This is a genomic window from Kushneria indalinina DSM 14324, from assembly GCF_003385845.1.
Classification (GTDB): domain Bacteria; phylum Pseudomonadota; class Gammaproteobacteria; order Pseudomonadales; family Halomonadaceae; genus Kushneria; species Kushneria indalinina.
Genome location: NZ_QRDJ01000007.1, coordinates 912,926 through 934,558, shown reverse-complemented (window position 1 = coordinate 934,558; position 21,633 = coordinate 912,926). Strand labels below are relative to the sequence as shown.

General features: G+C 61.0%; 19 protein-coding genes and 1 riboswitch. Of the genes, 4 read left to right on the top strand and 15 right to left on the bottom strand.

Annotated features, from left to right (window positions below; genetic code table 11):
* Window positions 1-15 precede the first annotated feature (15 nt).
* Entirely contained in the window at window positions 16-957 is a 942-nt protein-coding gene (locus C8D72_RS17600; RefSeq protein WP_211308835.1) for a helix-hairpin-helix domain-containing protein, read from the top strand.
* Window positions 854-1,729, top strand: coding sequence for a PHP domain-containing protein (locus C8D72_RS17595; RefSeq protein ID WP_245955228.1), 876 nt, complete (start codon window positions 854-856; stop codon window positions 1,727-1,729). Before C8D72_RS17600 ends, C8D72_RS17595 begins: the two co-directional genes overlap by 104 nt.
* A 12-nt stretch (window positions 1,730-1,741) precedes the next feature.
* Here C8D72_RS17595 and C8D72_RS10895 read toward each other — a convergent pair whose 3' ends face one another.
* The 4 genes from C8D72_RS10895 to metK all read right to left on the bottom strand — a co-directional run bounded on the left by C8D72_RS10895 (window position 1,742) and on the right by metK (window position 6,887).
* Window positions 1,742-2,299 carry a HupE/UreJ family protein gene (locus C8D72_RS10895; RefSeq protein WP_211308833.1) on the bottom strand — a complete coding sequence of 186 codons (558 nt, stop codon included), beginning with the start codon at window positions 2,297-2,299 and terminating at the stop codon, window positions 1,742-1,744.
* 313 nt (window positions 2,300-2,612) lie between these two features.
* Window positions 2,613-4,016 carry an adenosylhomocysteinase gene (ahcY, locus tag C8D72_RS10890; protein ID WP_115854418.1) on the bottom strand — a complete coding sequence of 468 codons (1,404 nt, stop codon included), beginning with the start codon at window positions 4,014-4,016 and terminating at the stop codon, window positions 2,613-2,615.
* Window positions 4,017-4,030: 14 nt separating this feature from the next.
* Window positions 4,031-4,112, bottom strand: a riboswitch (S-adenosyl-L-homocysteine riboswitch).
* Between the two features lie 153 nt (window positions 4,113-4,265).
* On the bottom strand, window positions 4,266-5,522 hold the full coding sequence (locus C8D72_RS10885) for a cation:proton antiporter (protein ID WP_115854417.1): 1,257 nt from the start codon (window positions 5,520-5,522) through the stop codon (window positions 4,266-4,268).
* 144 nt (window positions 5,523-5,666) lie between these two features.
* The gene (gene metK / locus C8D72_RS10880; RefSeq protein WP_115854416.1) at window positions 5,667-6,887 is read right to left on the bottom strand and encodes a methionine adenosyltransferase; all 1,221 of its coding nucleotides are present in this window, start codon (window positions 6,885-6,887) and stop codon (window positions 5,667-5,669) included.
* Window positions 6,888-7,223: 336 nt separating this feature from the next.
* Here metK and C8D72_RS10875 point away from each other — a divergent pair, with 336 nt between their 5' ends.
* Entirely contained in the window at window positions 7,224-8,228 is a 1,005-nt protein-coding gene (locus C8D72_RS10875; RefSeq protein WP_115854415.1) for a lactonase family protein, read from the top strand.
* Window positions 8,229-8,273: 45 nt separating this feature from the next.
* On the opposite strand, the gene C8D72_RS10870 is transcribed toward C8D72_RS10875, so the two are convergent.
* The 6 genes from C8D72_RS10870 to C8D72_RS10845 all read right to left on the bottom strand — a co-directional run bounded on the left by C8D72_RS10870 (window position 8,274) and on the right by C8D72_RS10845 (window position 15,563).
* Entirely contained in the window at window positions 8,274-9,593 is a 1,320-nt protein-coding gene (locus C8D72_RS10870; protein WP_115854414.1) for an MFS transporter, read from the bottom strand.
* 92 nt (window positions 9,594-9,685) lie between these two features.
* Window positions 9,686-10,795 carry an MDR/zinc-dependent alcohol dehydrogenase-like family protein gene (locus C8D72_RS10865; RefSeq protein ID WP_115854413.1) on the bottom strand — a complete coding sequence of 370 codons (1,110 nt, stop codon included), beginning with the start codon at window positions 10,793-10,795 and terminating at the stop codon, window positions 9,686-9,688.
* A 342-nt stretch (window positions 10,796-11,137) separates the two neighbouring features.
* A complete protein-coding gene (locus C8D72_RS10860) occupies window positions 11,138-12,100 on the bottom strand; it encodes a D-ribose ABC transporter substrate-binding protein (protein ID WP_115854412.1) in 963 nt (320 codons plus the stop codon).
* Between the two features lie 67 nt (window positions 12,101-12,167).
* The gene (locus C8D72_RS10855) at window positions 12,168-13,292 is read right to left on the bottom strand and encodes an ABC transporter permease (RefSeq protein ID WP_115854411.1); all 1,125 of its coding nucleotides are present in this window, start codon (window positions 13,290-13,292) and stop codon (window positions 12,168-12,170) included.
* A gap of 27 nt (window positions 13,293-13,319) precedes the next feature.
* Window positions 13,320-14,882, bottom strand: a complete 1,563-nt coding sequence (locus C8D72_RS10850; RefSeq protein ID WP_245955227.1) for a sugar ABC transporter ATP-binding protein — start codon at window positions 14,880-14,882, stop codon at window positions 13,320-13,322.
* Window positions 14,883-14,906: 24 nt separating this feature from the next.
* Entirely contained in the window at window positions 14,907-15,563 is a 657-nt protein-coding gene (locus C8D72_RS10845; protein WP_115854504.1) for a DUF2291 family protein, read from the bottom strand.
* Between the two features lie 388 nt (window positions 15,564-15,951).
* Between C8D72_RS10845 and C8D72_RS10840 the strand changes: the two genes are divergently transcribed.
* Complete coding sequence (locus tag C8D72_RS10840; protein WP_115854410.1) at window positions 15,952-16,617, top strand: GntR family transcriptional regulator; 666 nt, start codon at window positions 15,952-15,954, stop codon at window positions 16,615-16,617.
* 63 nt (window positions 16,618-16,680) lie between these two features.
* Here the strand turns inward: C8D72_RS10840 and C8D72_RS10835 are convergent, their stop codons facing one another.
* The 5 genes from C8D72_RS10835 to C8D72_RS10815 all read right to left on the bottom strand — a co-directional run bounded on the left by C8D72_RS10835 (window position 16,681) and on the right by C8D72_RS10815 (window position 21,446).
* A complete protein-coding gene (locus tag C8D72_RS10835) occupies window positions 16,681-17,439 on the bottom strand; it encodes an SDR family NAD(P)-dependent oxidoreductase (RefSeq protein ID WP_115854409.1) in 759 nt (252 codons plus the stop codon).
* A 43-nt stretch (window positions 17,440-17,482) separates the two neighbouring features.
* A complete protein-coding gene (locus C8D72_RS10830; RefSeq protein ID WP_115854408.1) occupies window positions 17,483-18,355 on the bottom strand; it encodes a sugar phosphate isomerase/epimerase family protein in 873 nt (290 codons plus the stop codon).
* Between the two features lie 113 nt (window positions 18,356-18,468).
* Complete coding sequence (locus C8D72_RS10825; protein WP_115854407.1) at window positions 18,469-19,728, bottom strand: TRAP transporter large permease; 1,260 nt, start codon at window positions 19,726-19,728, stop codon at window positions 18,469-18,471.
* Window positions 19,725-20,261, bottom strand: coding sequence for a TRAP transporter small permease (locus C8D72_RS10820; RefSeq protein ID WP_170140572.1), 537 nt, complete (start codon window positions 20,259-20,261; stop codon window positions 19,725-19,727). The genes C8D72_RS10825 and C8D72_RS10820 overlap by 4 nt, the downstream gene beginning before the upstream one ends.
* A gap of 111 nt (window positions 20,262-20,372) precedes the next feature.
* Window positions 20,373-21,446 carry a TRAP transporter substrate-binding protein gene (locus C8D72_RS10815; protein WP_170140571.1) on the bottom strand — a complete coding sequence of 358 codons (1,074 nt, stop codon included), beginning with the start codon at window positions 21,444-21,446 and terminating at the stop codon, window positions 20,373-20,375.
* Window positions 21,447-21,633: the final 187 nt, after the last annotated feature.

Here is a 21,633-nt window from a genome sequence, read left to right as displayed (position 1 = left end):
CGGAAGCCGAGACCCATGCAAAACGCCGATATTGCCCGTACCCTCAACCGCCTGGCGAACCTGCTGGATATCGAAGGCGCCAACGCCTTTCGCGTGCGTGCCTATCGCAGTGCAGCACAGGCCATTGAATCCCACCCTCACGCCCTGCAGGAGATGGTGGCCCGTGATGAGCCGCTGACTGAGCTGTCCGGTATCGGCCGCGACCTGGCCGAGAAGATCACCGAACTGATCAACACCGGTCACCTGTCGGTACTTGAAGAGGCCGAAAAGCGCCTGCCACCCGGGCTTTTACAGCTGATGCGCGTCAGCCAGCTGGGCCCCAGACGCGTGCGCCAGCTTTTTGAGGAGCTGGGCATCGACAGCCTCGAGGCCCTGAAAAAGGCCGCACGGGAAGGTCGTATCAATACCCTCGAGGGCTTCGGCAAAAAGACCGAAGCCGGGATTCTCAAGGAGGCCGAGCGCCTGGATGAGGCCCCACCGCGCACGCGCCTTGATGAAGCTCACCAGGCTGCCGCCGATCTGATTGCCTGGCTTGAACGCGCCGAGGGCGCACAGCGACTCAGCGCGGCCGGCAGCCTGCGCCGTGGCCGCGAGACCGTCGGCGATCTTGATATTCTGGTCAGCAGCGATGACGGCCCGGTCATCATGGCGCACCTGATGGACTATCCGGAAATTGCCGAAACCGTCTCTCACGGCAAAACCAAATCCACCCTCCATCTGCACTCGGGTTTGCAGGTGGACGTTCGCGTGGTCGACGACGAGAGCTTCGGCGCCGCCCTTTACTATTTCACCGGCTCTCAGGCACACAACATTGCCGCTCGAAAAATGGCCACCGATCGCGGACTCAAGATCAATGAGTACGGGGTCTACAAGGGTGAGCAACAGCTGGCCGGCCGCACCGAAGAAGAAGTGCTGGCACAGATCGACCTGCCCTGGATCCCCCCCCGAACTACGTGAAAATCGTGGTGAGATCGAGGCCGCACGGGAAGGCACGCTGCCGGAGCTCGTCACGCTGGATGACATCCGCGGCGATCTGCACATGCACACCACCGCTTCCGACGGCAAGGCAAACCTCGAGGAGATGGTGAGCGCCGCCAGACAACGCGGCTATCGCTATATCGCCATTACCGATCACTCAAAGCGTCTGGCGATGGCCAACGGCCTGGACGCCAAACGCCTGCGCGAGCAGATGGCAGAGATTGATGCGCTCAACGAACGGCTGAAGAATTTCACCGTTTTAAAGGGTAACGAAGTGGATATTCTGGAAGATGGCGCACTGGATATCCCTGACGACGTCCTCAAGGAGCTCGATGTCTGTGTCTTCTCGGTGCACTCGAAGTTCAACCTGTCCCGAGAGAAACAGACCCGCCGCATTCTGCGCGCCATGGACAATCCGCACGTCAATATTCTGGCGCACCCGACCGGGCGCATCATCAACGGCCGTGAAGGGTACGATGTGGATATTGAGGCCGTATTGCACGGCGCGAAAGAGCGCGGCGTCTTTCTTGAAATCAACGCCCAGCCCGCCCGGCTTGATCTTGCTGATCGCTGGATACGCATGGCACGCGACATCGGCGTGGCGCTTGCCATCAATACCGATGCCCACGCCACCGATCAGCTGGGCCACATGGCGCTGGGCGTGACCCAGGCCCGTCGCGGCTTGCTGGAAAGTAAGGATGTGCTCAATACCCGCACCGTGACCCAGCTTAAAAAGCTGATGGCGCGCTAGCGGCCGCCGGCCTCAGACAGCACCGAACATCAAAAACGCGCCGCCGGCAGCGATCGCGACACCGCTGGCACGCTGTACCCACTGCATGGCATTGCCTCTGGCCACGGCCAGTACCATCAGTACACCAAGGCTGTGCAGCGCCGCGGTGGACAACATGAAGCCTGCCAGATACGGCCCCACATGACCGCTGGCCTCGGTGGCATGGGCGTGACCATGCAGTACGGCAAAAAGCCCGATACAGGCCAGAGACGCTTTGGTCACTCTGGAGGATTGCTGCTGCCCGCCGGTGAGCGTCAAAAGCCCGAACACCACCACCGACAACAAAATGCCGGGTTCCACCAGCGCCATGCTCACACCTGCCCAGCCCAGCAACGCGCCACCGGCCATGGCTGTCATGAAGGTCAGGGGTGCGATCAGCATCCGCTGTGGCATGACAAACCCGGCCCAGAGCCCGACAGCAATCATGGCCAGCAGATGATCCATCCCGGTCAGCGGATGCAGGAGTCCGGCGACCAGGCCCGAGCCATGCTCATGCCCGGGGTGCGCCATCGCCGGGAGAGAAAGTGTCATCAACATGGCTGCCGATACAAGGGACAAGGGAGCGCGCATGGGGGGGTTAACCTCTGGACGTTGAATCAATGGCCGGCACTGTCGCGGGACAGAACAGGGCCTTTTGCAGGTGGGCCATTATGTCGTACTTGTTTGTCAGGCCCAGTGTCCTGCGACGAAGGATTAATACCCCCGGCCCATCATCGCCTCCGCCAGCACCGGTGTGACCTCCCTTCCCCATATAACAAAAACCGCCCCGAAAGCCCCTCTCGGGACCGTCGGGGCGGCTTTATTGTGGATCAGACCGGCATCATATCGCCGATCAGGTCATCACTCAGTAGCGATACTCATGCGGCTTGAACGGCCCTTCCTGCGGCACACCCAGGTACTCGGCCTGCGTCTGAGTCATTTTGGTGAGCGTGCCACCAAAGCCTTCGACCATGTAGCGGGCAACTTCCTCATCAAGCTGCTTGGGCAGCACTTCCACCGTGACTTCCGGACGCTCATTCACTGGAATATCGGCGAATTTGCGCTCATAGAGGTGAATCTGTGCCAGCACCTGGTCGGCAAAGGAGCCGTCCATGACGCGCGACGGATGGCCCGTGGCATTGCCCAGGTTCACCAGACGCCCTTCGGAGAGCAGCAGCAGATAGTCCGCGCTGGTCGGGTCAAAGTTCCCCGGCGTACTGTCGCGATAGATCTTGTGCACCTGCGGCTTGATCTCTTCCCACGCCCAGTTCTTGCGCATGTAGGCGGTGTCGATCTCGTTGTCGAAGTGGCCGATGTTGCAGACCACGGCGCCCTTTTTGATCGCGCCCAGCATGCCGGCGTCACAGACGTTGATGTTGCCGGTGGTGGTCACCAGCACATCGATCTTGCCCAGCATATAGGTATCGAGGTTGCTGCCCGACTCGTCGTTGGCACCGTCGATATAGGGCGAGACAACCTCGTAGCCGTCCATGCAGGCCTGCATGGCGCAGATCGGGTCGACTTCGCTGACCTTGACGATCATGCCTTCGTTACGAAGACCGGCGGCCGAGCCCTTGCCCACATCGCCGTAGCCGATCACCAGCGCCTGCTTGCCGGAGAGCAGATGGTCCAGACCGCGCTTGATGGCGTCCGACAGCGAGTGGCGGCAGCCATACTTGTTGTCGTTTTTCGACTTGGTCACCGAGTCGTTGACGTTGATGGCCGGGACACGCAGCGTACCCTTGCGCATCATCTCGACCAGACGGTGGACCCCGGTGGTGGTCTCTTCGCTGATGCCGTGGATGGCGTCCAGAAGCTCGGGATGCTCATCGTGGAGCATCAGGGTCAGGTCGCCGCCATCGTCGAGCACCATGTTCGGGCGCCAGCCTTCCGGCCCCTCGATGGTCTGCTGGATGCACCACCAGAACTCCTCTTCGGTCTCGCCCTTCCAGGCAAACACCGGCGTGCCGGCCGCAGCGATCGCCGCCGCCGCCTGGTCCTGGGTCGAGAAGATGTTGCACGACGACCAGCGCACGCTGGCGCCCAGTTCAATCAGCGTCTCGATCAGCACCGCGGTCTGAATGGTCATGTGGATGCAGCCAGCAATGCGAGCGCCCTTGAGCGGCTGCTGATCACGATACTTGGCGCGAATTTTCATCAGCGCCGGCATTTCGGTCTCGGCGATGCGAATTTCGCGGCGGCCCCAGTCGGCCAGACTGATATCGGCGACCTTGTAGTCCTGATTGACGGCGTTTTCGGCAGTAGCCATGAAACACTCCTGGCAGATAGCGGGCGCCGTTGAATCCGGTGTATCCATCCCGAGCCTCGCAAGAGCCGTGCCCCTGCTGCAGCGCCCCTCGGGCGGACATGACATCCCACGAAGACGTGGAACATGAGAATCTGGTGCAAATTATAGCGGGCTGGCGCCTTGAATGGTCAACACCCAACACAAAAGCCGCCAGCCCCGCTCGTACTATCGGCATTTCAGCGCGAAACACGAGGCCCGGGATCAATGATGTTACGAGTCGCCGGAAGACGGATCGACACCCGGCACCACATGACCGACCAGTTTACCGATGGTCAGCCCCTGCACCAGGATGGAAAACAGCACGATGATGTAGGTGATCATCACGATCGGCTCGCGGTAGTCGCTTTCGGGCAGGCCAAGCGCCAGCGCCACAGAGATACCGCCACGCAGCCCGCCCCAGGTGAGCACCCGAGTGGTGCCGCGGCGATAGTCGGCCCAGCGACGCATGACCATCATCGGCAGGCCGATGGTGACCAGGCGTACCGTCAGGATGATCACGATCAGCGGTGCAGCGACCATCAGATAGCTCCATTCAAACGGAATCAGCAACAGCTCCAGCCCGATCAGGACAAACAGCACGGCGTTGAGAATCTCGTCGATCAGCTCCCAGAAGCCGTCCACATAACGCCGGGTGTTTTCCGACATGGCATGCTCACGGCCGCGGTTGCCGATGAAAAGTCCGGCAATCACCATCGCGATCGGCCCGGAGACTTCAAGCCAGGTGGCGAGCGCATAGCCGCCCAGCACCAGCGCCAGACTGATCAGCACCTCGACCTGATACTGATCGATGCTTTTCATCATCTGATAGGCGATATAGCCCATGATCAGACCCAGCAGCAGGCCGCCGCCGGCCTCCTCACCAAACAGCATCAGCGAATGGGTCGCCGTGAGCTGCTCACCGGCGGTGGCCGCGCCCGCCAGCAGGGTGAAGACCACTACCGCCACGCCGTCGTTAAAGAGCGACTCGCCCACGATCTTGATCTCCATGTCCTCCGGGGCGCCGGCGCTTTGCATGATGCCCAGCACCGCGATCGGGTCGGTCGGGGAAATCAGCGCGCCAAAGACCAGGCAGTAGAGATAGGGCACCTCGATATGGAAGGTGGCAAACAGCCACCAGGCGGCGCTGCCGATCGCCAGCGTCGAGACCACCACGCCGATCGAGGCCAGAAAGCCGATCGAATAGCGATAGCGCTTGAGCTTGTCGATATCCACGTGCAGGGCGCCGGCAAAGAGCAGAAACGACAGCATGCCGTCCATCAACAGTGCGTTGAAGTTGATGCTGCCCAGCCACTGCTCGGTCAGATCCGTTATATAGGTGAAGCCCAGATGGTCCAGTCCGATCAGCGCCAGCGACATGACCAGCGCGATCACCATCACCCCGATGGTGGCCGGCAGGCGGACAAAACGGTAGTTGAACCACGCAAACAGCGCGGTGACGGTAATAAACAGTGCAGCAATGTTCAGCATAAAAAACGTGCTCGATCGAAGGGTCGGTCTGTTCAGGGCAGGCAAGCGCCCTTGAGCATAGCCAATCTTCAGGCATAAAAAAGCCCACGCAAGCGTGGGCCTTTCAACCAGACCGGGGCGTGGCCCCGGCCTGTTGTGCAGAACCTACAGTCCGGCCGCGTCGCGCAGCGCCTCGGCCCGGTCGATCTTCTCCCACGGGAAGGCTGTGAAGGTCTCGGTCTGTTCCTCGCCGTTGACGTCACGCCAGGTATAGGTGTGTTCGAACGGTTCCCGCCCGAAGTGCCCGTAGGAGGCGGTGAGCTGATACATCGGATGGAGCAGATCCAGCATGCGGGTGATCGCATAGGGGCGCAGGTCAAAATGCTCGCGCACCAGTTCGATGATCTGCTCATCACTGATTTTGCCGGTGCCAAAGGTATTGATGGACACCGAGGTGGGCTGGGCCACGCCGATCGCATACGAGATCTGGATCTCACACTTGTCGGCGATGCCGGAGGCCACCACGTTCTTGGCCACGTAACGGCCGGCATAGGCCGCACTGCGATCCACCTTGGACGGGTCCTTGCCGGAGAAGGCACCGCCGCCGTGGCGTGCCATGCCGCCATAGGTATCGACGATGATCTTGCGCCCGGTCAGACCACAGTCGCCCACCGGCCCGCCGATCACGAACTTGCCGGTCGGGTTGATGTGAAAGCGCGTCGACTCGGTGATCCACTCGGCCGGCAACACGTCACGAATGATCAGCTCCTCGACCGCGTGACGCAGCTCTTCCTGCGAGATGCTGTCATCGTGCTGAGTGGACAGCACCACCGCATCGACCGCGACCGGCTTGCCATTCTCATCGTAGCGGAAGGTGACCTGGCTTTTGGCATCCGGGCGCAGCCAGGACAGCGTACCGTTGCGACGCAGCTGTGACTGACGCTCGACCAGGCGATGCGAGTAGTGGATCGGCGCCGGCATATAGGACGGCGTCTCGTTGGTGGCATAGCCAAACATCAATCCCTGATCGCCCGCGCCCTGATCTTCGGGTTTGGAGCGATCCACGCCCTGAGCAATGTCAATGCTCTGCTTGCCGATCAGATTGAGCACACCGCAGGTCGCGCCATCAAAACCGACTTCGGAAGAGGTATAGCCGATGTCTGAAATTACCCGGCGCACCAGGTCCTCCAGATCCACCCAGGCGCTGGTGGTGATCTCGCCGGCCACGATCGCCACTCCCGTCTTGACCAGCGTCTCGCACGCTACGCGCGCCTGCTTGTCCCGGGCAATCAGGGCATCAAGCACCGCATCGGAAATTTGATCGGCAATCTTGTCCGGATGCCCTTCGGAGACGGATTCGGAGGTAAACAGGGAGTATTCGCTCATGAAAGCTCTGGATCCTTTTGTCGCTCATTCCTGAGCAGAAAACATGGAAGGTCAGGTCGTGCTGTACGCCACGCACGCCCTGTCATCAATAGGGATACCGATACTATCGGCATAGGCCAAAAAGTTTACACCCGGTAAAAGCAAAGTGCCTAACCGGCCCCCGTGCAGAGTCTTCAAGACCATCACGCATGATATTCATGGCCCCCGGGCGCCTGTCGAAGCGCCAGACCATGGTTGATGAGGTCTTCAACGCCAGGCAGCCCTACACTCACAGGCTAGAGTACAAGGAGCACGGCTGTAACCCTTGTTCCTTCACATCCAAAAAAAGGTGGGCACATGTCATCACCGCAATCCCTTTTTGCCTATATCGGCTGTGGCGGCGCCGGCGACGTCTGCCTCGTGCGCTATGCCAATGACAGTCTCGAGCTGATCGAGCGCGTCACGCTGCCCGGTCTTGAAAAGGCCGGTGGCTCCATGCCGCTGTGTTTGAGCCCGGACCAGCGCCACCTGTATGCCGCCGGTCGAGGCACCCCCATGGGCATCTTCACCTTTGCCATCGACAGCGAAAGCCATCGCCTGTCCCCGGTCTCGACCTTTCCCATCGAGGAAAGCGTTGCGTATCTCGCCTGCACCACGCGGGATGGCCGTCTCTTCTCGGCGTCCTATCACCACAATCTTGTCGCCGCCTACGAGCTCTCCTCCGAAGGCGGTGTCCAGGGCGAACAGGGGCGACACGACACCGAGCCCAATGCCCACTGCATTCTCCCCGACCCGGATCAGCGCAATCTGCTGTTCACAAGTCTGGGCGGCGACCGGCTCTACTGCGCCAGTCTCGAGGCACAGCCACCCTTTTCCGATACGACCGAGGTCACCCTCCCCCATGGAACAGGCCCCAGACACCTGATCTTCAACGACGCCGGCACGCAGCTCTATCTGCTGGGCGAGCTGGACGGCTCCATTACGCTGTTCGACTACGACAGCAGCACCCGGACCATGAAGGAAAAACAAAGGGTCGTGGTGGACAAGGGCGAGGCCGACACCTTCTGGGCCGCGGATATCCATCTCGACGCCGAGGGTGGCTATCTGTTTGCCTCCGAGCGCAGCAGCTCGCTGGTGACCTCCTTCGAGGTCGACGCCGACAGCGGTGAGCTCACGCGCATTGACGCCTTTGAGGTCGAGGCACAGCCCAGAGGGTTCGCACTGGATGCCAGCGGGCAGGTGATGCTGGTGGCCGGCCAGGCCTCGCACCACGTCGCCGCCTATCGCCTTGATCAGGGCAGGCTTGAATTCATTGACCGCGTGGAAGTCGCTCAGTCACCGGACTGGGTCGAGATGGTCTAAACGTTGACGACGGCAGGCGCCCGGGGCGCCTGCCATGGGTGCCTGTCAGTGAGTTTTACGGGCCTCCCGCGGCTCAGCATGATCACTTTGATCCACCTTCAGCCAGTGCAGCATCACGAAGGCACAGGCGTAGAGCGCCACAAATGTCCACACTACCCCGGTGTTGCCGACCAGCGGCTGCATGACCGCCACCACGCCGGTGCCGAGGAAAATCGCACCGCCGGCGGCCGTGGTGTACATCGCCATCGCAGCGCCCTTGTGGGCGGGCACCAGCGCCGGCATGATCGCGCCCATCGGCACGAAGCCGGCCAGCATAATGCCGAACACGGTACCGGCAGCCAGTGAGGCGAAATAGCCCCAGTCGGAGCCTGCCGGCACCATGTGGGGCACATACCACCACAGCAGAAGCCCCACGGCCGAGCCCACTACGCCAAACCAGCGCACCGTACGTGTCCAGCCCCATTTATCCCCCAGCGCACCAAAGGCGGCGTTGAACAAAATGTTGCCGCCGTAGACCACCGACGTCATCAGAAGCCAGCGGGACTGCCCCCAGCCCAGCTCATCGGCAATGATGGCCGGCAGGATCACGAACATGCCGAACTCCGGCGCGGTATTGATCAACCGCACCAGAAAGCCCATCGCCACCCGTGGCTCACGAAAGGTCAGACGCAGACCGCTGGTCATCACGTCAGCAGCGGACTCTCCCTCGGGCGCCAGCCGCAAGCGTCCGGTCGGTTCGCGCACACCGAACCAGGCCAGTATAAAGCCTACCGTCACCAGCCCCATCGACGCCCACATGGTAGCTGTCTCGCCCAGATGACCGCCGCCAAAGGCGGGAATGGCGATGACCGCAAACAGCGAGCCCAGCGTCGGCAGCCCGCCGGTAAACATCACATAGAACCAGCCCACCGCGGCACCGTTGCGACTGCGCGGCGCCACGGCGTTGATCCATACCAGAAAGGCAAAGGCAAACAGTGGAAAGCCGAAACCGCGAAAGAAGTAACTTAAAAAGACCAGCACCACCGAGTCGAGGCGCAGCGACAGCAAAAAGAGGATCTCGAATACGACCCAGACGCCAAAGCCCAGCAGCATGACGCGTCGCGGCCCGAACAGATCCGCCAGCGCTCCGGACAGATAGGAGGCAATCAGCACCGCCAGGCTGTACATGGCGATGATGGTCGGCACCAGCGGTGCCCCCGCCTCCCCGAGCGCGTTGCTCATGTGAGGGGCGATAAAATTGGACTCGACACCGTTGCCGGTCATAAAGATCAATACACCCAGAAACCCCCAGCGCAGGCTGTGAGGTATCCCGATACGGTCGAGACGGTTCTCCCCCGCCTCACCCGCGACAGCTTTGGTAGTCATGACAATTTCCGTGAGCTGTAGGTCTGCCATTCAGAAATGAGCGCACAAAAAAAACAGCGCGGCGTCTTCGCCGCGCTGTCTACGTGATGGGCTCAGGGTACCAGTACGATCTTGAGCGACTTCGCCCCGCTGGTCATGAGCTCAAAGCCTTCGTTGAACTTCTCCAGCGGCAGCTGGTGGGTCACCACACCCTCGGTGGGGAAGTCACCATTCTTGATGCCTTCGATCACCAGCGGATAGCAGTACGGCCCCAGGTGTGAACCGAGCACATCGAGCTCCTTGCGATCGGAGATGATGCTCCAGTCGACGCTGACCGGGTCCTTGAACACGCTGAACTCGACGAAGCGCCCGAGCTTTCGAATCATCGACAGCCCCTGCTCGACCGACTTCGGGTGTCCGGTGGCTTCGATATACACATCACAGCCGTAACCGCCGGTCATCTCCTTGATGATCGACACCACATCGTCGTTTTTGGGGTTGAGCACCACATCGGCGCCAAACTGCTTTGCCAGCTCCAGACGCTCATCAAACAAATCCAGCACGACCAGCTTTTCGGCACCGGCCTTCTTGGCGGCCCCGACCATGCCAAGGCCCAGTGTCCCGGCGCCGGAAAGCACCACCACATCGCCAAGCTCGATTTTCGCGCGCTGTACGGCATGCAGCGAGCAGGCGTACGGCTCGATCAGGATGGCCTTTTCAAGCGGCAGCTCTTCGGGGACGTGGTAGTTGATCGCTTCTTTGGTGAACTTCATGTACTCGGCCATGCCGCCGTTCACGTTGTTCTGGAAGCCATAGAGATCGTGCTTTTCACACATCCAGTACTGGCCGCGACCGCAGAAGCGGCAGTCCCAGCAGGGCACGATCTGCTCGGAGATCACGCGGTCGCCGGGCTTGTAGTCGGTCACCGCATCACCGACCTTGACCACGCGGCCGATAAACTCGTGCCCCGGAATCATGGGCGCCTTGATGTAGGCCGGCTGATACTCGTCACCCCAGAAACTCGGCGCGCCGTCGAAGGACTTGATATCGCCGGCACAGATCCCGCAGCCCTCGACCTTCACCAGAATTTCGCGGTCATTGTCCAGCGTCGGAACCGGCACCTCTTCGTAGCGATAGTCACCTGGGCCATAGGCGACCACGGCGTGCATGGTTTTGGGAATCTCGTGCTGGGAAACGTTGTCCTGCGTCAGCGTGTCAGACATGATCACCTCGTGGCGTTCTGCAAAATCATTTGTTCCTGCCGTGGACAAATGAAATAACGCTACTACCTGTGGCCGGTCAATCAAATGCCGCCCCAAAAGGCTTATACTTTAGCGCAATGATTTTTTAACTTTTTGATTTAATTATATTTTTAGAAGAGACCTGTAACAAACACCTTACCTGATCCTCTCAATATCAAATGCGCTCTTAATGGTCGATTTGTGAACATTTGAACAGCGACCAATCGGTTGGATCAGTGACAATACGCATCACATACGGTCCAGCCCTTAACGAAAAAAGCCGCCATAAAAGGCGGCTTCGACACTTCCTTGCAATACCAACGCTTACTGTTCCAGCACGAAGGGTGAGGTCACCTGATCAACGTTGTCCGGCGTGATCAGCAGGCAGTCAAAGAGCTGCTTTTCGCTGTCCATGCCGGTTTCACCGGTACGAATGAACTGGTCGGCCAGTTCCACGGCGCGCTTTGAAAAGATCGCCACCGGCTGCAGCACGGTATAGGCCATGTCACCGGCCTTCACTGCCTCGACCGCATCGGGAGAACCGTCAAAGCCACCGACGACCACCTCACTGAGCTTGCCGGATTCGCGCAGGGCGGCAATCGCGCCCAGCGCCATCTCATCGTTGCCGCTGATCAAACCCTGAACGTCCGGGTTGGCCTGCAGCATGCTTTGCGTCTTGTTGTAGCCCTGGGTGCGGTCCCAGTTGGCCACATCAGACGCCACCAGCTCGAGATCCGGATACTGGCTCAACACGGTCTGATAGCCGTTGGAGCGGGTCGCCGCGTTGTTGTCGGACGGTGCGCCCTTGAGCTCGACATAGCGTGCGCTGTCACCCACCGCCTCGATCCACTGCTGCGCGCCCAGCGCCGCGCCCTGGGCGTTATTGGAGACCAGCTGGGCCTTCGCCAGCCCCTGCTGGTTGATCTCGGCATTGACGATAAAGACCGGGATGCCGGCATTGACCGCCTTTTTCACCGCGCCGATAGAGCCATCGGCGTTGGCCGGATCAAGAATGATGGCCTTGGCCTGGTTGGTGATCGCAGTATCGATCTGACGGCTTTCGGCATTGGTATCCCCCTTGTGGGCGCTGACGTTGGCGCTGTAGCCCATCTCCTCGGCCGTCTCGCGAGCAATCTGACCCTCGGTAAGCCAGTACGGATTGGAGGGGTCATTGACGATGACCGAGATCAATCCCTTCTGCTGATCCTGCGCCAGTGCATTCCCCCCCAGCACCATGGCCCCGACGGCCAGGCCTGCGATCAAAAGACGCTTTCCCTTTTTCAACATGATGCTGCTCCTTGTCTTGACGATTGAAGTGCCGGCAAACCGGCGTTCTGATACCCCATGATTCGGCTCACGACGCCCCGGAGGGTGCCGGCGGCGTCTTCTGATCCTTGGCGCTTGCGGAGCGCTTCTTGCGAGGCTTGTACTGAATGCTGTTCAAAAGCACTGCCAGCACGATCACTGCGCCCATGAACACGGTCTGCCAGTAGGAGGACACCCCGATGATGACCAGACCATCGGAGAGAAAGCCGATCACGAACGCCCCCAGCAGCGTGCCACGCACGTTGCCACGCCCACCGGTCAGTGCCGCGCCGCCGATCACCACCCCGGCGATCGCGGTCAGCTCATAGGTGGTGCCGGCGGTCGGGCCGGCCGAAGTCAGCTGTGAAGAGAGCACCAGACCTGCAATAGCGGCGCATACGCCGGAGAGTACATAAACCCAGACCTGCACCCGCTTGACCGGCACCCCGGAAAGCTCCGCGGCGCGCGCGTTGCCGCCGGAGGCGTAGACCCAGCGCCCGAAGGGTGTGCGATTGAGCGCAAACATGCAGGCAATGGCCACTGCGGCGAAAATCAGCACACCTACCGGCACGCCGAACAGCCGGTTGAAGCCCAGCCAGTCAAAGCCGGTGTTGCCGAATTCGGGGTTACCGCCCAGGTTGTTGTAGGTCAGTCCATCGGTCATCAAAAGCGCCACGCCGCGCGCCACATAGAGCGTGCCCAGGGTCGCGACAAAGGCCGGCACCTTGAAAATCGATACCAGTACACCGTTGATCATGCCCACGAAAGCCCCGGCCACACAGGTCAGCACCACCACCGCCCAGACCGGCGGATAGAGCGTCATCCCGAATATATCCAGCGACACCCCCTGCATCATGAACCCGGCGATGACGCCCGCCAGCCCCATGGTCGAGCCGACCGACAGATCGATACCACCGGTCAGGATTACCAGCAGCATGCCGACCGACAGCAGCCCGAAGATGGCCACGTGCGACGACATGGTCAGAAAGTTGCTGGTCGAGAAATAGACCGGCGAGAGCATCGAAAAGATGATGACAATGGCAATCAGGGCAAAAAAGGCACGCCCCTCAAGCAGAATGCGCCCCAGATCGAATCCGCCGGCGCGACGCGACGCCGAACGGGAAGACGATTGATCGGAGGCTGCGGGTGCAGCACTGCGCTGAACATCGGACATGGTAATGGCCCCTGCTGTACACGTATTTCAGCCTTCGGCGGATTCACCGGAGGCCGCCATGATCTCTTCCCGGGTCACATCGGCCCCGAACTCTGCGCTGATGCGACCGCGACTCATCACCACGATGCGATGCGCCACGCTCAAACACTCCCCCACTTCCGAGGTCGAATAGATCACCGCCAGCCCCTTCGAGGCCCCCTCGGCCAGCAGCCGAAACACCTCGGCCTTGGCGCCGATATCGATGCCGCGGCTGGGCTCGTCGAGCAGCACCACCCGGGGTTGGGTCGCCAGCATCTTGCCGATGACCACCTTTTGCTGATTGCCGCCGGACAGCGAGCCGATGCCGGCCGCGCCGCCGTCGGTCTTGATATGCACGTTGCGAATCGAGTCATCGATGACGGTCTGCTCGCGGCGGCGCGAGGTCAAAAGCCCGCGGGTAAAGGCACCGATGCTGGCCAGCGACAGGTTCTCGCCAACCGCCATCGTCTGTACCAGACCGTCACGCTGGCGGTCTTCGGGCACCAGTACCAGCCCGCGTTCGATGCGCTCGGCGATGCTCAGCCGGGAGATATTTTCCCCTTCGAGCATGATCCGGCCACCGTTTGGCGACACGCGCCCGGCGGCGCACTCCAGAAGCTCCGTGCGCCCGGCGCCCATCAGCCCGTAGATGCACACGATTTCACCGGCACGCACCGACAGCGACAGTCGATCCACCACCGAGCGCTCGGGAACGGCCACATCCGCCACGCTGATGTCTTCAAACGACAGCGCCACCTCCCCCATCGTATGGCCGGTCGGCGGCGAGCCCAGATCGAAGTTCTCGCCCACCATGTGGCGCACGATCCACTCCAGATCGATCTCGCACCGCTCGGCGTAGGCGGTCATCGCCCCGTCACGCAGCACCACGGCGTGGTCGGTAATGGTCAGCGCCTCCTCCAGATGGTGCGAGATATAGACAATCGATACCCCACGGCTTTTCAGGTCCGCGATGACCCGAAACAGCACCTCCACCTCGGAGGCCGACAGCGCCGAGGTCGGCTCATCCATGATCAGAATGCGTGAGTTCACCGACAGCGCCCGGGCAATCTCGACAATCTGCTGCTGCCCCAGACGCAGGTCCTCCACCAGCGTCAGCGGGTCGATGGGCTCGTCGAGCTCAACCATCAGCCGCTCGGTCTCGCGGGCCTCTTCGGCGTAATTCACCCCGCCCGGCCCGCCCAGCTCACGTCCCATGAAAATGTTGTCGCGCACGGTCATGTTGGGCGCGAGGCTCAGCTCCTGATGGATGATCGAGATGCCGTGGCGCTGGGCATCGACGGTGGAGGCAAAGCTGACCGACTCGCCGTCCAGCACGATCTCACCTGAACTTGGCTGGATCACACCAGAGAGAATCTTCATCAGCGTCGACTTGCCCGCACCGTTTTCACCAAACAGCGTGGTGACCTGCCCGCGACGAATATCGAAGTTGACGCTTTTGAGCGCGTGCACGCTGCCAAAGGACCTGGACACGTTGCGCGCCGACAGCACAACCCCACCCGTTGCGTCTTCCGGGGCCGTCGGCCGGTCCATGACACTCTCTTCACTGCTCATGAATCACTCCAGTCATCATCCGGCCTACTGCACATTGAGGGCCACTGGTGTCACCAGCCAGTTGCTGGGGTTGATCATCTGAAACACGCCGGTGACCTCAACGGTCTTGCCGCTCAACGCCGCAGTATCCACCCCCTCGAGCACCTCGGCCTTCATGGCCTCATTGATGGCCGCCCCCGCATTCTGGTATTCAATCTGATTGGTAAACTGACCAAAGCTGATCTCGCCGGTCGCATCCCGCAGCACCGTGCCGTTGATCGCCGGGCCCGTCTGGACCCGTACGGTGGTGCCTTCCGGCATATCGGGGATACTGACCGTGTAAATACCGGACCTGCCCTCGCCAACCGTCCCGGTGAAGTGCACCGGCAATAGCGGCCCGATGTTGCCGGACACGCCATACTGCTCGCCGGCGGCGCTGGCATCATCACTGAGCGCCTGCGCCAGCTCCGGCGCTTCGACGGCGCGCGACTCAACGCTTTCGCGGATTTGCGGGAACTGCTCCTGTCCGTAGCGCTCGGCCGAAAACTGCCCGCTCTGGGCATCAGACTGCGCGCCATGCTCGACCACATGCGTGTCCCAGGCGATCGCCGCCGCCACCACAACGACCACCGCTGCCGTAATGACACGACCATATTTTTTGCGCGAGCGTGGGCGGGCATGGGTACTGGAATCTGCTGTCATATCAAACCGGTCTCCGCTGCAGGGGCAGGTATCTTCAAAGGGTTCAAGACGCCCCGGACATGGCATTCATGCTGCCTGATCCGAATCATTTACCCCGCCGTCGTTCAAATGTATTAACGCCACAGCGCCCCTGGCCTGCAATCCCCTGGGCCGCATCCAGCGCTAAGACTTTGTGCTTAATGTCTTTAACAGACTGAAATAAAAAGCAATAAATTGATTATCCAACAGCCCGTGAGACTAAAGTTATTGGCTGTGAAGGGCGCTGAGAATGCGAACATTTCTGCACATAAGGATCATTGGTACGGCTCCTGCATGCATTTGTTAACAGTTTACAATGCCCTAAAGGACTATTCTGATCTCTGCGTTACCGCCTCAACAGGAGCTTTCCATGAGCATTAAAAGCCTTCAGCGCACCACCCTTCGTGACCAGTGTCTGAATGGGTTGCGGTCGGCCATCACTTCGGGACAGCTGCCGGCCGGCCATCATCTGGTGGAAACCGAGCTTTCGGAGGCATTCGGGGTCAGTCGCGGCACCCTGCGTGAGGCCATGCGCCGCCTGGAACAGGAAGGCCTGCTGGTAGCAGGTCCCAGAGGTCAGCTGCGGGTGCGGGAAATCAACGAAGGCGAAATCGGTCACCTTTATCAGGTGCGCGCCGCGCTTGAAGTGCTGGCGGCGCGAAGCCTGTGTCAGCACGCCGACTTCCCGGACCGGCTGGAAACCCTGCGTGAATGCCTTGCGCGGCTGCACGCGGTCGAGGGCAATCTTGGCGAGCAGATCGAGGCAGATCTCTCCTTTCACCGCACCCTGTGCGAGCTGAGCGGCAATTCGGTACTGCTGTCGAGCTGGCTGGCGCTGGAGGGGCCGGTGCGCGTCACCATCATGCATGCCGGTATCGAACGAGCGCTGAACAACATGTCATCATCCCGTCACGACCACCTGCTCGAGGTGCTCTCGCAGCGCGATCCGGCGCACATTGAAAGGGTGCTCGTCGAGCACATGGATGAGGCTGCACAGCGACTGATGCAGGCCATGGAAACGCAGAGCGCCGGCTGATTGCCGGCGCTCCGGAATCGGTGCCCTGCATCGGGGCGCCGGTATATATCGCCTGCGCGGGTCTCAGTACATGTGCATGCCGCCGTTGATATCCAGCGCTGCACCAGTGGTATAGGAAGAGAGTTCGGAGGCCAAAAACAGGAAGCCTCGCGCCACATCCGCGGCATCGCCCAGGCGATTGAGCGGAATGCCGGTCAGAATCTGCGTTTTCATCTCATCGGTCAGCTTGCCACCGGTGATATCGGTCTGGATCAGGCCGGGTGTGACCGAATTGACACGGATGTTGTGTACGCCAAATTCACGCGCCATCGCCTTGGAAAGCCCCAGCATACCGGCCTTGGCCGCGCTGTAGTGTGGGCCGCCGAAGATACCGCCGCCGCGCTGGGCCGATACTGACGAGGTATTGGCAATCGAGCCGCCCTTCTGCTCGACCATGTACGGCAGCACCGCCTGCGACATGTAGAGCATGCCGCGCAGGCTGACATCGGTGACCTGCTCATAGTTCTCCGGCGTGATCTCCAGCGTCTTGAGCGGCTGGGTGATACCGGCATTGTTGATCAGCACGTCGATACGCCCGTATTGCTCCATCACCTTTTTGGCGGCTGCCTCGCAGGAGGCCTTGTCGGTAACGTCGCAGACGACACCCATGGTGCGCTCATCGGCAATTTCCCTGGCTGCTTCCTGGCTCTTTGTCTCATCCAGATCGGCAATCACTACCGTCGCGCCATGCTCATGAAAGAGTTTGGCCGTGGCCTTGCCGATGCCGCGTGGACCAGCGCCGCCAGTGATGATGCATACCTTGTCTTCCAACAATCCTTTCATGATCTACTCCCCGAGAAGGTTAAAAGTGGATTACCACAGGTGATTACAGGCCCGGATGGTGCTGTGCCATCCAGTGCAGAGACTCGGCCACACCGTTCTCGATCTCCTCGAGCGGCAGTGGTTCGGGCCGTTTGTCGGGCTGGGCGTTTTCATCACGCCGCAGCCGGAAAGGCAGTTCCAGGCTGAAGGGCAGCCCGCGCGCTGCCAGCGCCGCAACGATGGGCGCATAGTCGATGTCACCGGTCCCCAGCGCATCGAAGTGATAACCACCGGACTGGCGGCTGACCGCCTTGAGGTGCAGGTGATCACTCAAGGGTATCGCCTCGAGCGCATCCTCGACCGGCGACAGCGCGGGGCGATGCGATATCAGATTGCCCGGGTCGTAGTTGATGCCCGTAGCGGAGGTATCGAGCCGCTCCAGCAGCCCTGGTAGTTCACTGGCCTGATTGATCAGGTTGTCGCTGCCATCGCCGGGGTTTTCGAACAGCAGTTTGATGCCCGCCTCGCGCGCGGCGGCCATCATGTGATCGAGCCCCTGCTCGAAATTGTCGCGTCCGGCAAGACTCGCGGCATTGGAGATCAGATAGCGCGCCCCCAGGGCAGCCGCGAAGCGGATGCGCACCGCCATGCTTTCGGCCGCTCCTGGCTCGCCGAGGTCGATATGCGCTGAAAGCACCGTGCAGCGCTGTCCGTGTTGGGCCATCAGTTCGCGCAGCTTCTCCGCCAGCTCGGTGTTGAGATCGGCATCGGTAAATTCGTTGACGTAGCCCTTGATGAAGGCCAGCTCAACATCGGCAATATTGAGCCGCGCCATTGAGGCGAAGACATCGGGCCAGTCGTAGCCATCCCATGCGGCAGTACTGACGGCCATCCCGATATCGCGCATCTGTTCAGCGCTGGGTAACGTGGCGTTCATGACAGATCCTCCAGAAGACGATGACCCCACATGCGGCCTCCCTTTTGTTGACTGTTAACAATGGAAACGGACAAATTTTGGCGCGGCTTACTGTCGGCAAGCCGCGCCCTGTATCAACCCGCCGGGAACAGCGCCGGCACGTAGCTCACCAGCACCAGCACCAGCAGTGCAAAGATATAAAACGGCACCAGTGCCCTGGCGGTCTGCTCGATACGCACGCCCGCAATCGAGGAGGAGATGAACAGCGTGGTCCCTACCGGCGGCGTAAACAGTCCGATCGCCAGGTTGAGCACCATCATGATGCCCAACTGAATCAGGCTCATGTCGATCGACTCGGCCAGCGGGATCATGATCGGCGCCAGCAGCAGAATGGCCGGTGTCATGTCGATCACGGCACCGACCAACAGCATCAGCAGATTCATGAACACGATCACCAGTACATCGGCCAGGCCCAGTTCATTGATGAAGTCCACCAGCCGGGAAGGCAGCTGATCCACGGTCATGACCCACCCCAGTACCGACGACGCCATGATCAGAAGCAGTACCGCACCGGTGGCCTGGCCGGCGCTCAGCACCGAACCGAGCAGCCCGCGTGGCGTCAGATCGCGATAGCACACGCGCACCACCAGCGCATAGAACACCGCAATCACACTGATCTCGGTGGGTGTGGCGATACCACCGATCAATGCGCCCAGGATAATCACCGGCATCAACAGCGCCGGCAGCGAGGCGAAAAAACCACGGATGACCGGCCCGATCGCAAACGGCTGGTCGCTGCGCGGAAAGTTGCCACGCCGGGCGATCAGGTAGACGGCCACCAGGCTCGCACCGCCGAAGATCAGCCCCGGGATGATGCCGGCCAGAAAGAGTGCGCCCACCGAGACCTGAGAGACGCTTGAATAGATGATCAATGGAATCGACGGCGGGATGATCACGCCGATCACCGAGCTGGCCGAATTGACGGCCGCGGCAAAGGGGGCCGGATAGCCTTCGCGCTTTTGCCAGGGGATCAGCACCGAACCGAGCGCCGAAGCGTCTGCCACGGCCGAGCCCGACACACCGGCAAAAAGCATCGAGGTCACCACGCTCACCTGTCCCAGCGCGCCACGTACTCGCCCGACCAGAATGCCGGCGAAATGAATGATGCGCTGACCCAGGGTGCCGGCGATCAACAGCTCACCGGCCAGGATAAAGAAGGGAATCGCCAGCAGCAGCGAGCTTTGCGTGGCATCGAAAAAACGCTGCGCAGCAATCGACAGCGGATAGCTGCCGCTCAGGGCGATACCGATACTGCTCGCTCCCAGCAGGGCATAGCCAATCGGCAGTGCCATGGCCAGCAACAGCAGAAACAGTGGCAGGGCAATGACCGTCATGGGGTGAGCTCCTTGATGGGGGCTTCGCTACCACTGGCAAGCCCGATCAGATCGATAATGGCCAGCAGCAGCACGCCGCCGGCGCCCAATGGCAGGCTATAGAAGGCCCAGGTAGCGGACCAGCCCAGCACTGGCGTGGTCTGATACTGCATGTACTGCAGCAGCACCGATGACTGCTGGATCAGCAGTACCATCAATGCGACCACCATCAGGCGCACCACGACCATCATCGCCCGTGCCGCCCCAGGTGACAGCTTGCGGACAAAAAAATCCACCCCCAGATGCTGATGACGTGCCGCCGCCATGACCACGCCCCCCATGATCAGCCATGGAAAAAGAATTACCGGCAGCTCGTTGCCCCAGGCCAGCGAGCCAGCCAGGAAATAGCGCACGATGACACCTGCCATCAAGGTGATGCCGATCACCGCCGTGGTGATCACCACCACTGTGCTGCCAATGGCATAAAACAGCTCCCGGCCACGATCCAGCCATCGCGACAGCGACGATGCCGGGGAGCGGTTGTCTGCTTTCATTGCGTCATGTTCCTGGCTCATTGTCCTCTCCATCACATCAGGCGCTGGCGCCGCCCCTGCAGGGCATGGATCCGGTTTCGGACCCGGGGGTTCCCGGGTCCGAGCCGATCATCAGGACGCGGACGCCCCGCCGGTGGTGGCCTGATGGGCCTGGTTGGCCTCGTCGGCTGCTTCGCGAGTACGCTCGACGATATCGCCCAGCTTGTCCTGCCAGGTGTCATAAACCGGCTTCGTGGCTTCACGGAAGGCATCGGTATCCACGGTATTGATCTCCATGGCACCGTTGTCGCGCAGCTCGGCGAGCAGATTGTCGGTCTGCTCGATCAGCGTCTGACGCTGAAAGTCACCGGCCTCCCGGGCGGCCTGCTGCAGTGCCTGCCGGTTCTCTTCGGAGAGACGCTGCCAGGTCGGCATACCGATCACGATTGGTGTGGTTTCGTAGCGGTAGTCGGACAGCGACAGATACTGCTGCACTTCTTCAAGATGAGAGGACATGATGTTGACCACCGGGTTTTCCTGACCATCCACCGTGCCCTGCTTGAGCGCCACGTAGAGCTCGCCGAAAGCCATCGGGGTCGGGTTGGCGCCCAGGGTTCGCAGGGTATCAATGGTCACCGCGTCCTGAGAGGTACGCATCTTGAGGCCCTCGAGATCCGAGGGAGACTCGATCGGACGCTCGTTATTGGTGAACTGGCGCAGTCCATTGTCCCACCAGGCCAGAACCTTCAGGCCGCGCTCTTCGGCCTGTTGGGCCACTTCATCACCGATCGGGCCGTCCGCGACTTCCCAGGCCGCCTGCGGGGAATCAAACAGAAACGGCAGGCCGAACACGTTGGCCTTGGGAACGATGGAGGCCAGCGACCCCTGACTGTTGGCGGTCAGACCGATCGCGCCGCTCTGGGTCTGCTGCAGCATCTGCACATCCGATCCCAGCTGTTCAGACCCCTGAATGCGCAGCTCGAGATCACCATCGCTGTATTGTGAGGCCAGCTCGGCCATGCGATCGGCGGCCAGCGAACGAGGGTTGCCGGGGGCCGCGCCATGCCCCAGCACCAGCGTCTGCGCCTGTACCATCCCGGCCATCGCCGCGGCCACCAGCCCCGTGCTCAGTAGCATTGCCGCTCTCAAACCATGCTTTCGGCCCTGCCGGACTGCCGGGCTCTGCGTCTGTACGACATCTTTCATGGTCTCTCTCCTGACGATTGAAAGGATCGGGCCGCAGCTCCCTGAATCATCGAACGCCCCGGCCGGCTCTGTTACTGCAGTATTCGGATTCATTGTTAACAGTCAACAAAGAACCCTGTGAGACTTTCGCCGCACTCCGCAAACCTTTGAAAAAGCGAACGTTTTTAGGCCTTGAAATGGAACCTAA

Excerpts from the sequence above, each read along its gene's own strand:
- C8D72_RS10815 (WP_170140571.1), bottom strand. The coding sequence starts at position 21,446 with ATGAAAGATGTCGTACAGACGCAGAGCCCGGCAGTCCGGCAGGGCCGA.
- C8D72_RS10825 (WP_115854407.1), bottom strand. The coding sequence starts at position 19,728 with ATGACGGTCATTGCCCTGCCACTGTTTCTGCTGTTGCTGGCCATGGCA.
- C8D72_RS10865 (WP_115854413.1), bottom strand. The coding sequence starts at position 10,795 with ATGTCTGACACGCTGACGCAGGACAACGTTTCCCAGCACGAGATTCCC.
- C8D72_RS10855 (WP_115854411.1), bottom strand. The coding sequence starts at position 13,292 with ATGTCCGATGTTCAGCGCAGTGCTGCACCCGCAGCCTCCGATCAATCG.
- C8D72_RS10875 (WP_115854415.1), top strand. The coding sequence starts at position 7,224 with ATGTCATCACCGCAATCCCTTTTTGCCTATATCGGCTGTGGCGGCGCC.
- C8D72_RS10820 (WP_170140572.1), bottom strand. The coding sequence starts at position 20,261 with ATGAAAGCAGACAACCGCTCCCCGGCATCGTCGCTGTCGCGATGGCTG.
- C8D72_RS10845 (WP_115854504.1), bottom strand. The coding sequence starts at position 15,563 with ATGACAGCAGATTCCAGTACCCATGCCCGCCCACGCTCGCGCAAAAAA.
- C8D72_RS17600 (WP_211308835.1), top strand. The coding sequence starts at position 16 with ATGCAAAACGCCGATATTGCCCGTACCCTCAACCGCCTGGCGAACCTG.
- ahcY (WP_115854418.1), bottom strand. The coding sequence starts at position 4,016 with ATGGCTACTGCCGAAAACGCCGTCAATCAGGACTACAAGGTCGCCGAT.
- C8D72_RS10870 (WP_115854414.1), bottom strand. The coding sequence starts at position 9,593 with ATGACTACCAAAGCTGTCGCGGGTGAGGCGGGGGAGAACCGTCTCGAC.
- C8D72_RS10840 (WP_115854410.1), top strand. The coding sequence starts at position 15,952 with ATGAGCATTAAAAGCCTTCAGCGCACCACCCTTCGTGACCAGTGTCTG.
- C8D72_RS10860 (WP_115854412.1), bottom strand. The coding sequence starts at position 12,100 with ATGTTGAAAAAGGGAAAGCGTCTTTTGATCGCAGGCCTGGCCGTCGGG.
- C8D72_RS10895 (WP_211308833.1), bottom strand. The coding sequence starts at position 2,299 with ATGACACTTTCTCTCCCGGCGATGGCGCACCCCGGGCATGAGCATGGC.
- C8D72_RS10885 (WP_115854417.1), bottom strand. The coding sequence starts at position 5,522 with ATGCTGAACATTGCTGCACTGTTTATTACCGTCACCGCGCTGTTTGCG.
- metK (WP_115854416.1), bottom strand. The coding sequence starts at position 6,887 with ATGAGCGAATACTCCCTGTTTACCTCCGAATCCGTCTCCGAAGGGCAT.
- C8D72_RS10835 (WP_115854409.1), bottom strand. The coding sequence starts at position 17,439 with ATGAAAGGATTGTTGGAAGACAAGGTATGCATCATCACTGGCGGCGCT.
- C8D72_RS17595 (WP_245955228.1), top strand. The coding sequence starts at position 854 with ATGAGTACGGGGTCTACAAGGGTGAGCAACAGCTGGCCGGCCGCACCG.
- C8D72_RS10850 (WP_245955227.1), bottom strand. The coding sequence starts at position 14,882 with ATGAGCAGTGAAGAGAGTGTCATGGACCGGCCGACGGCCCCGGAAGAC.
- C8D72_RS10830 (WP_115854408.1), bottom strand. The coding sequence starts at position 18,355 with ATGAACGCCACGTTACCCAGCGCTGAACAGATGCGCGATATCGGGATG.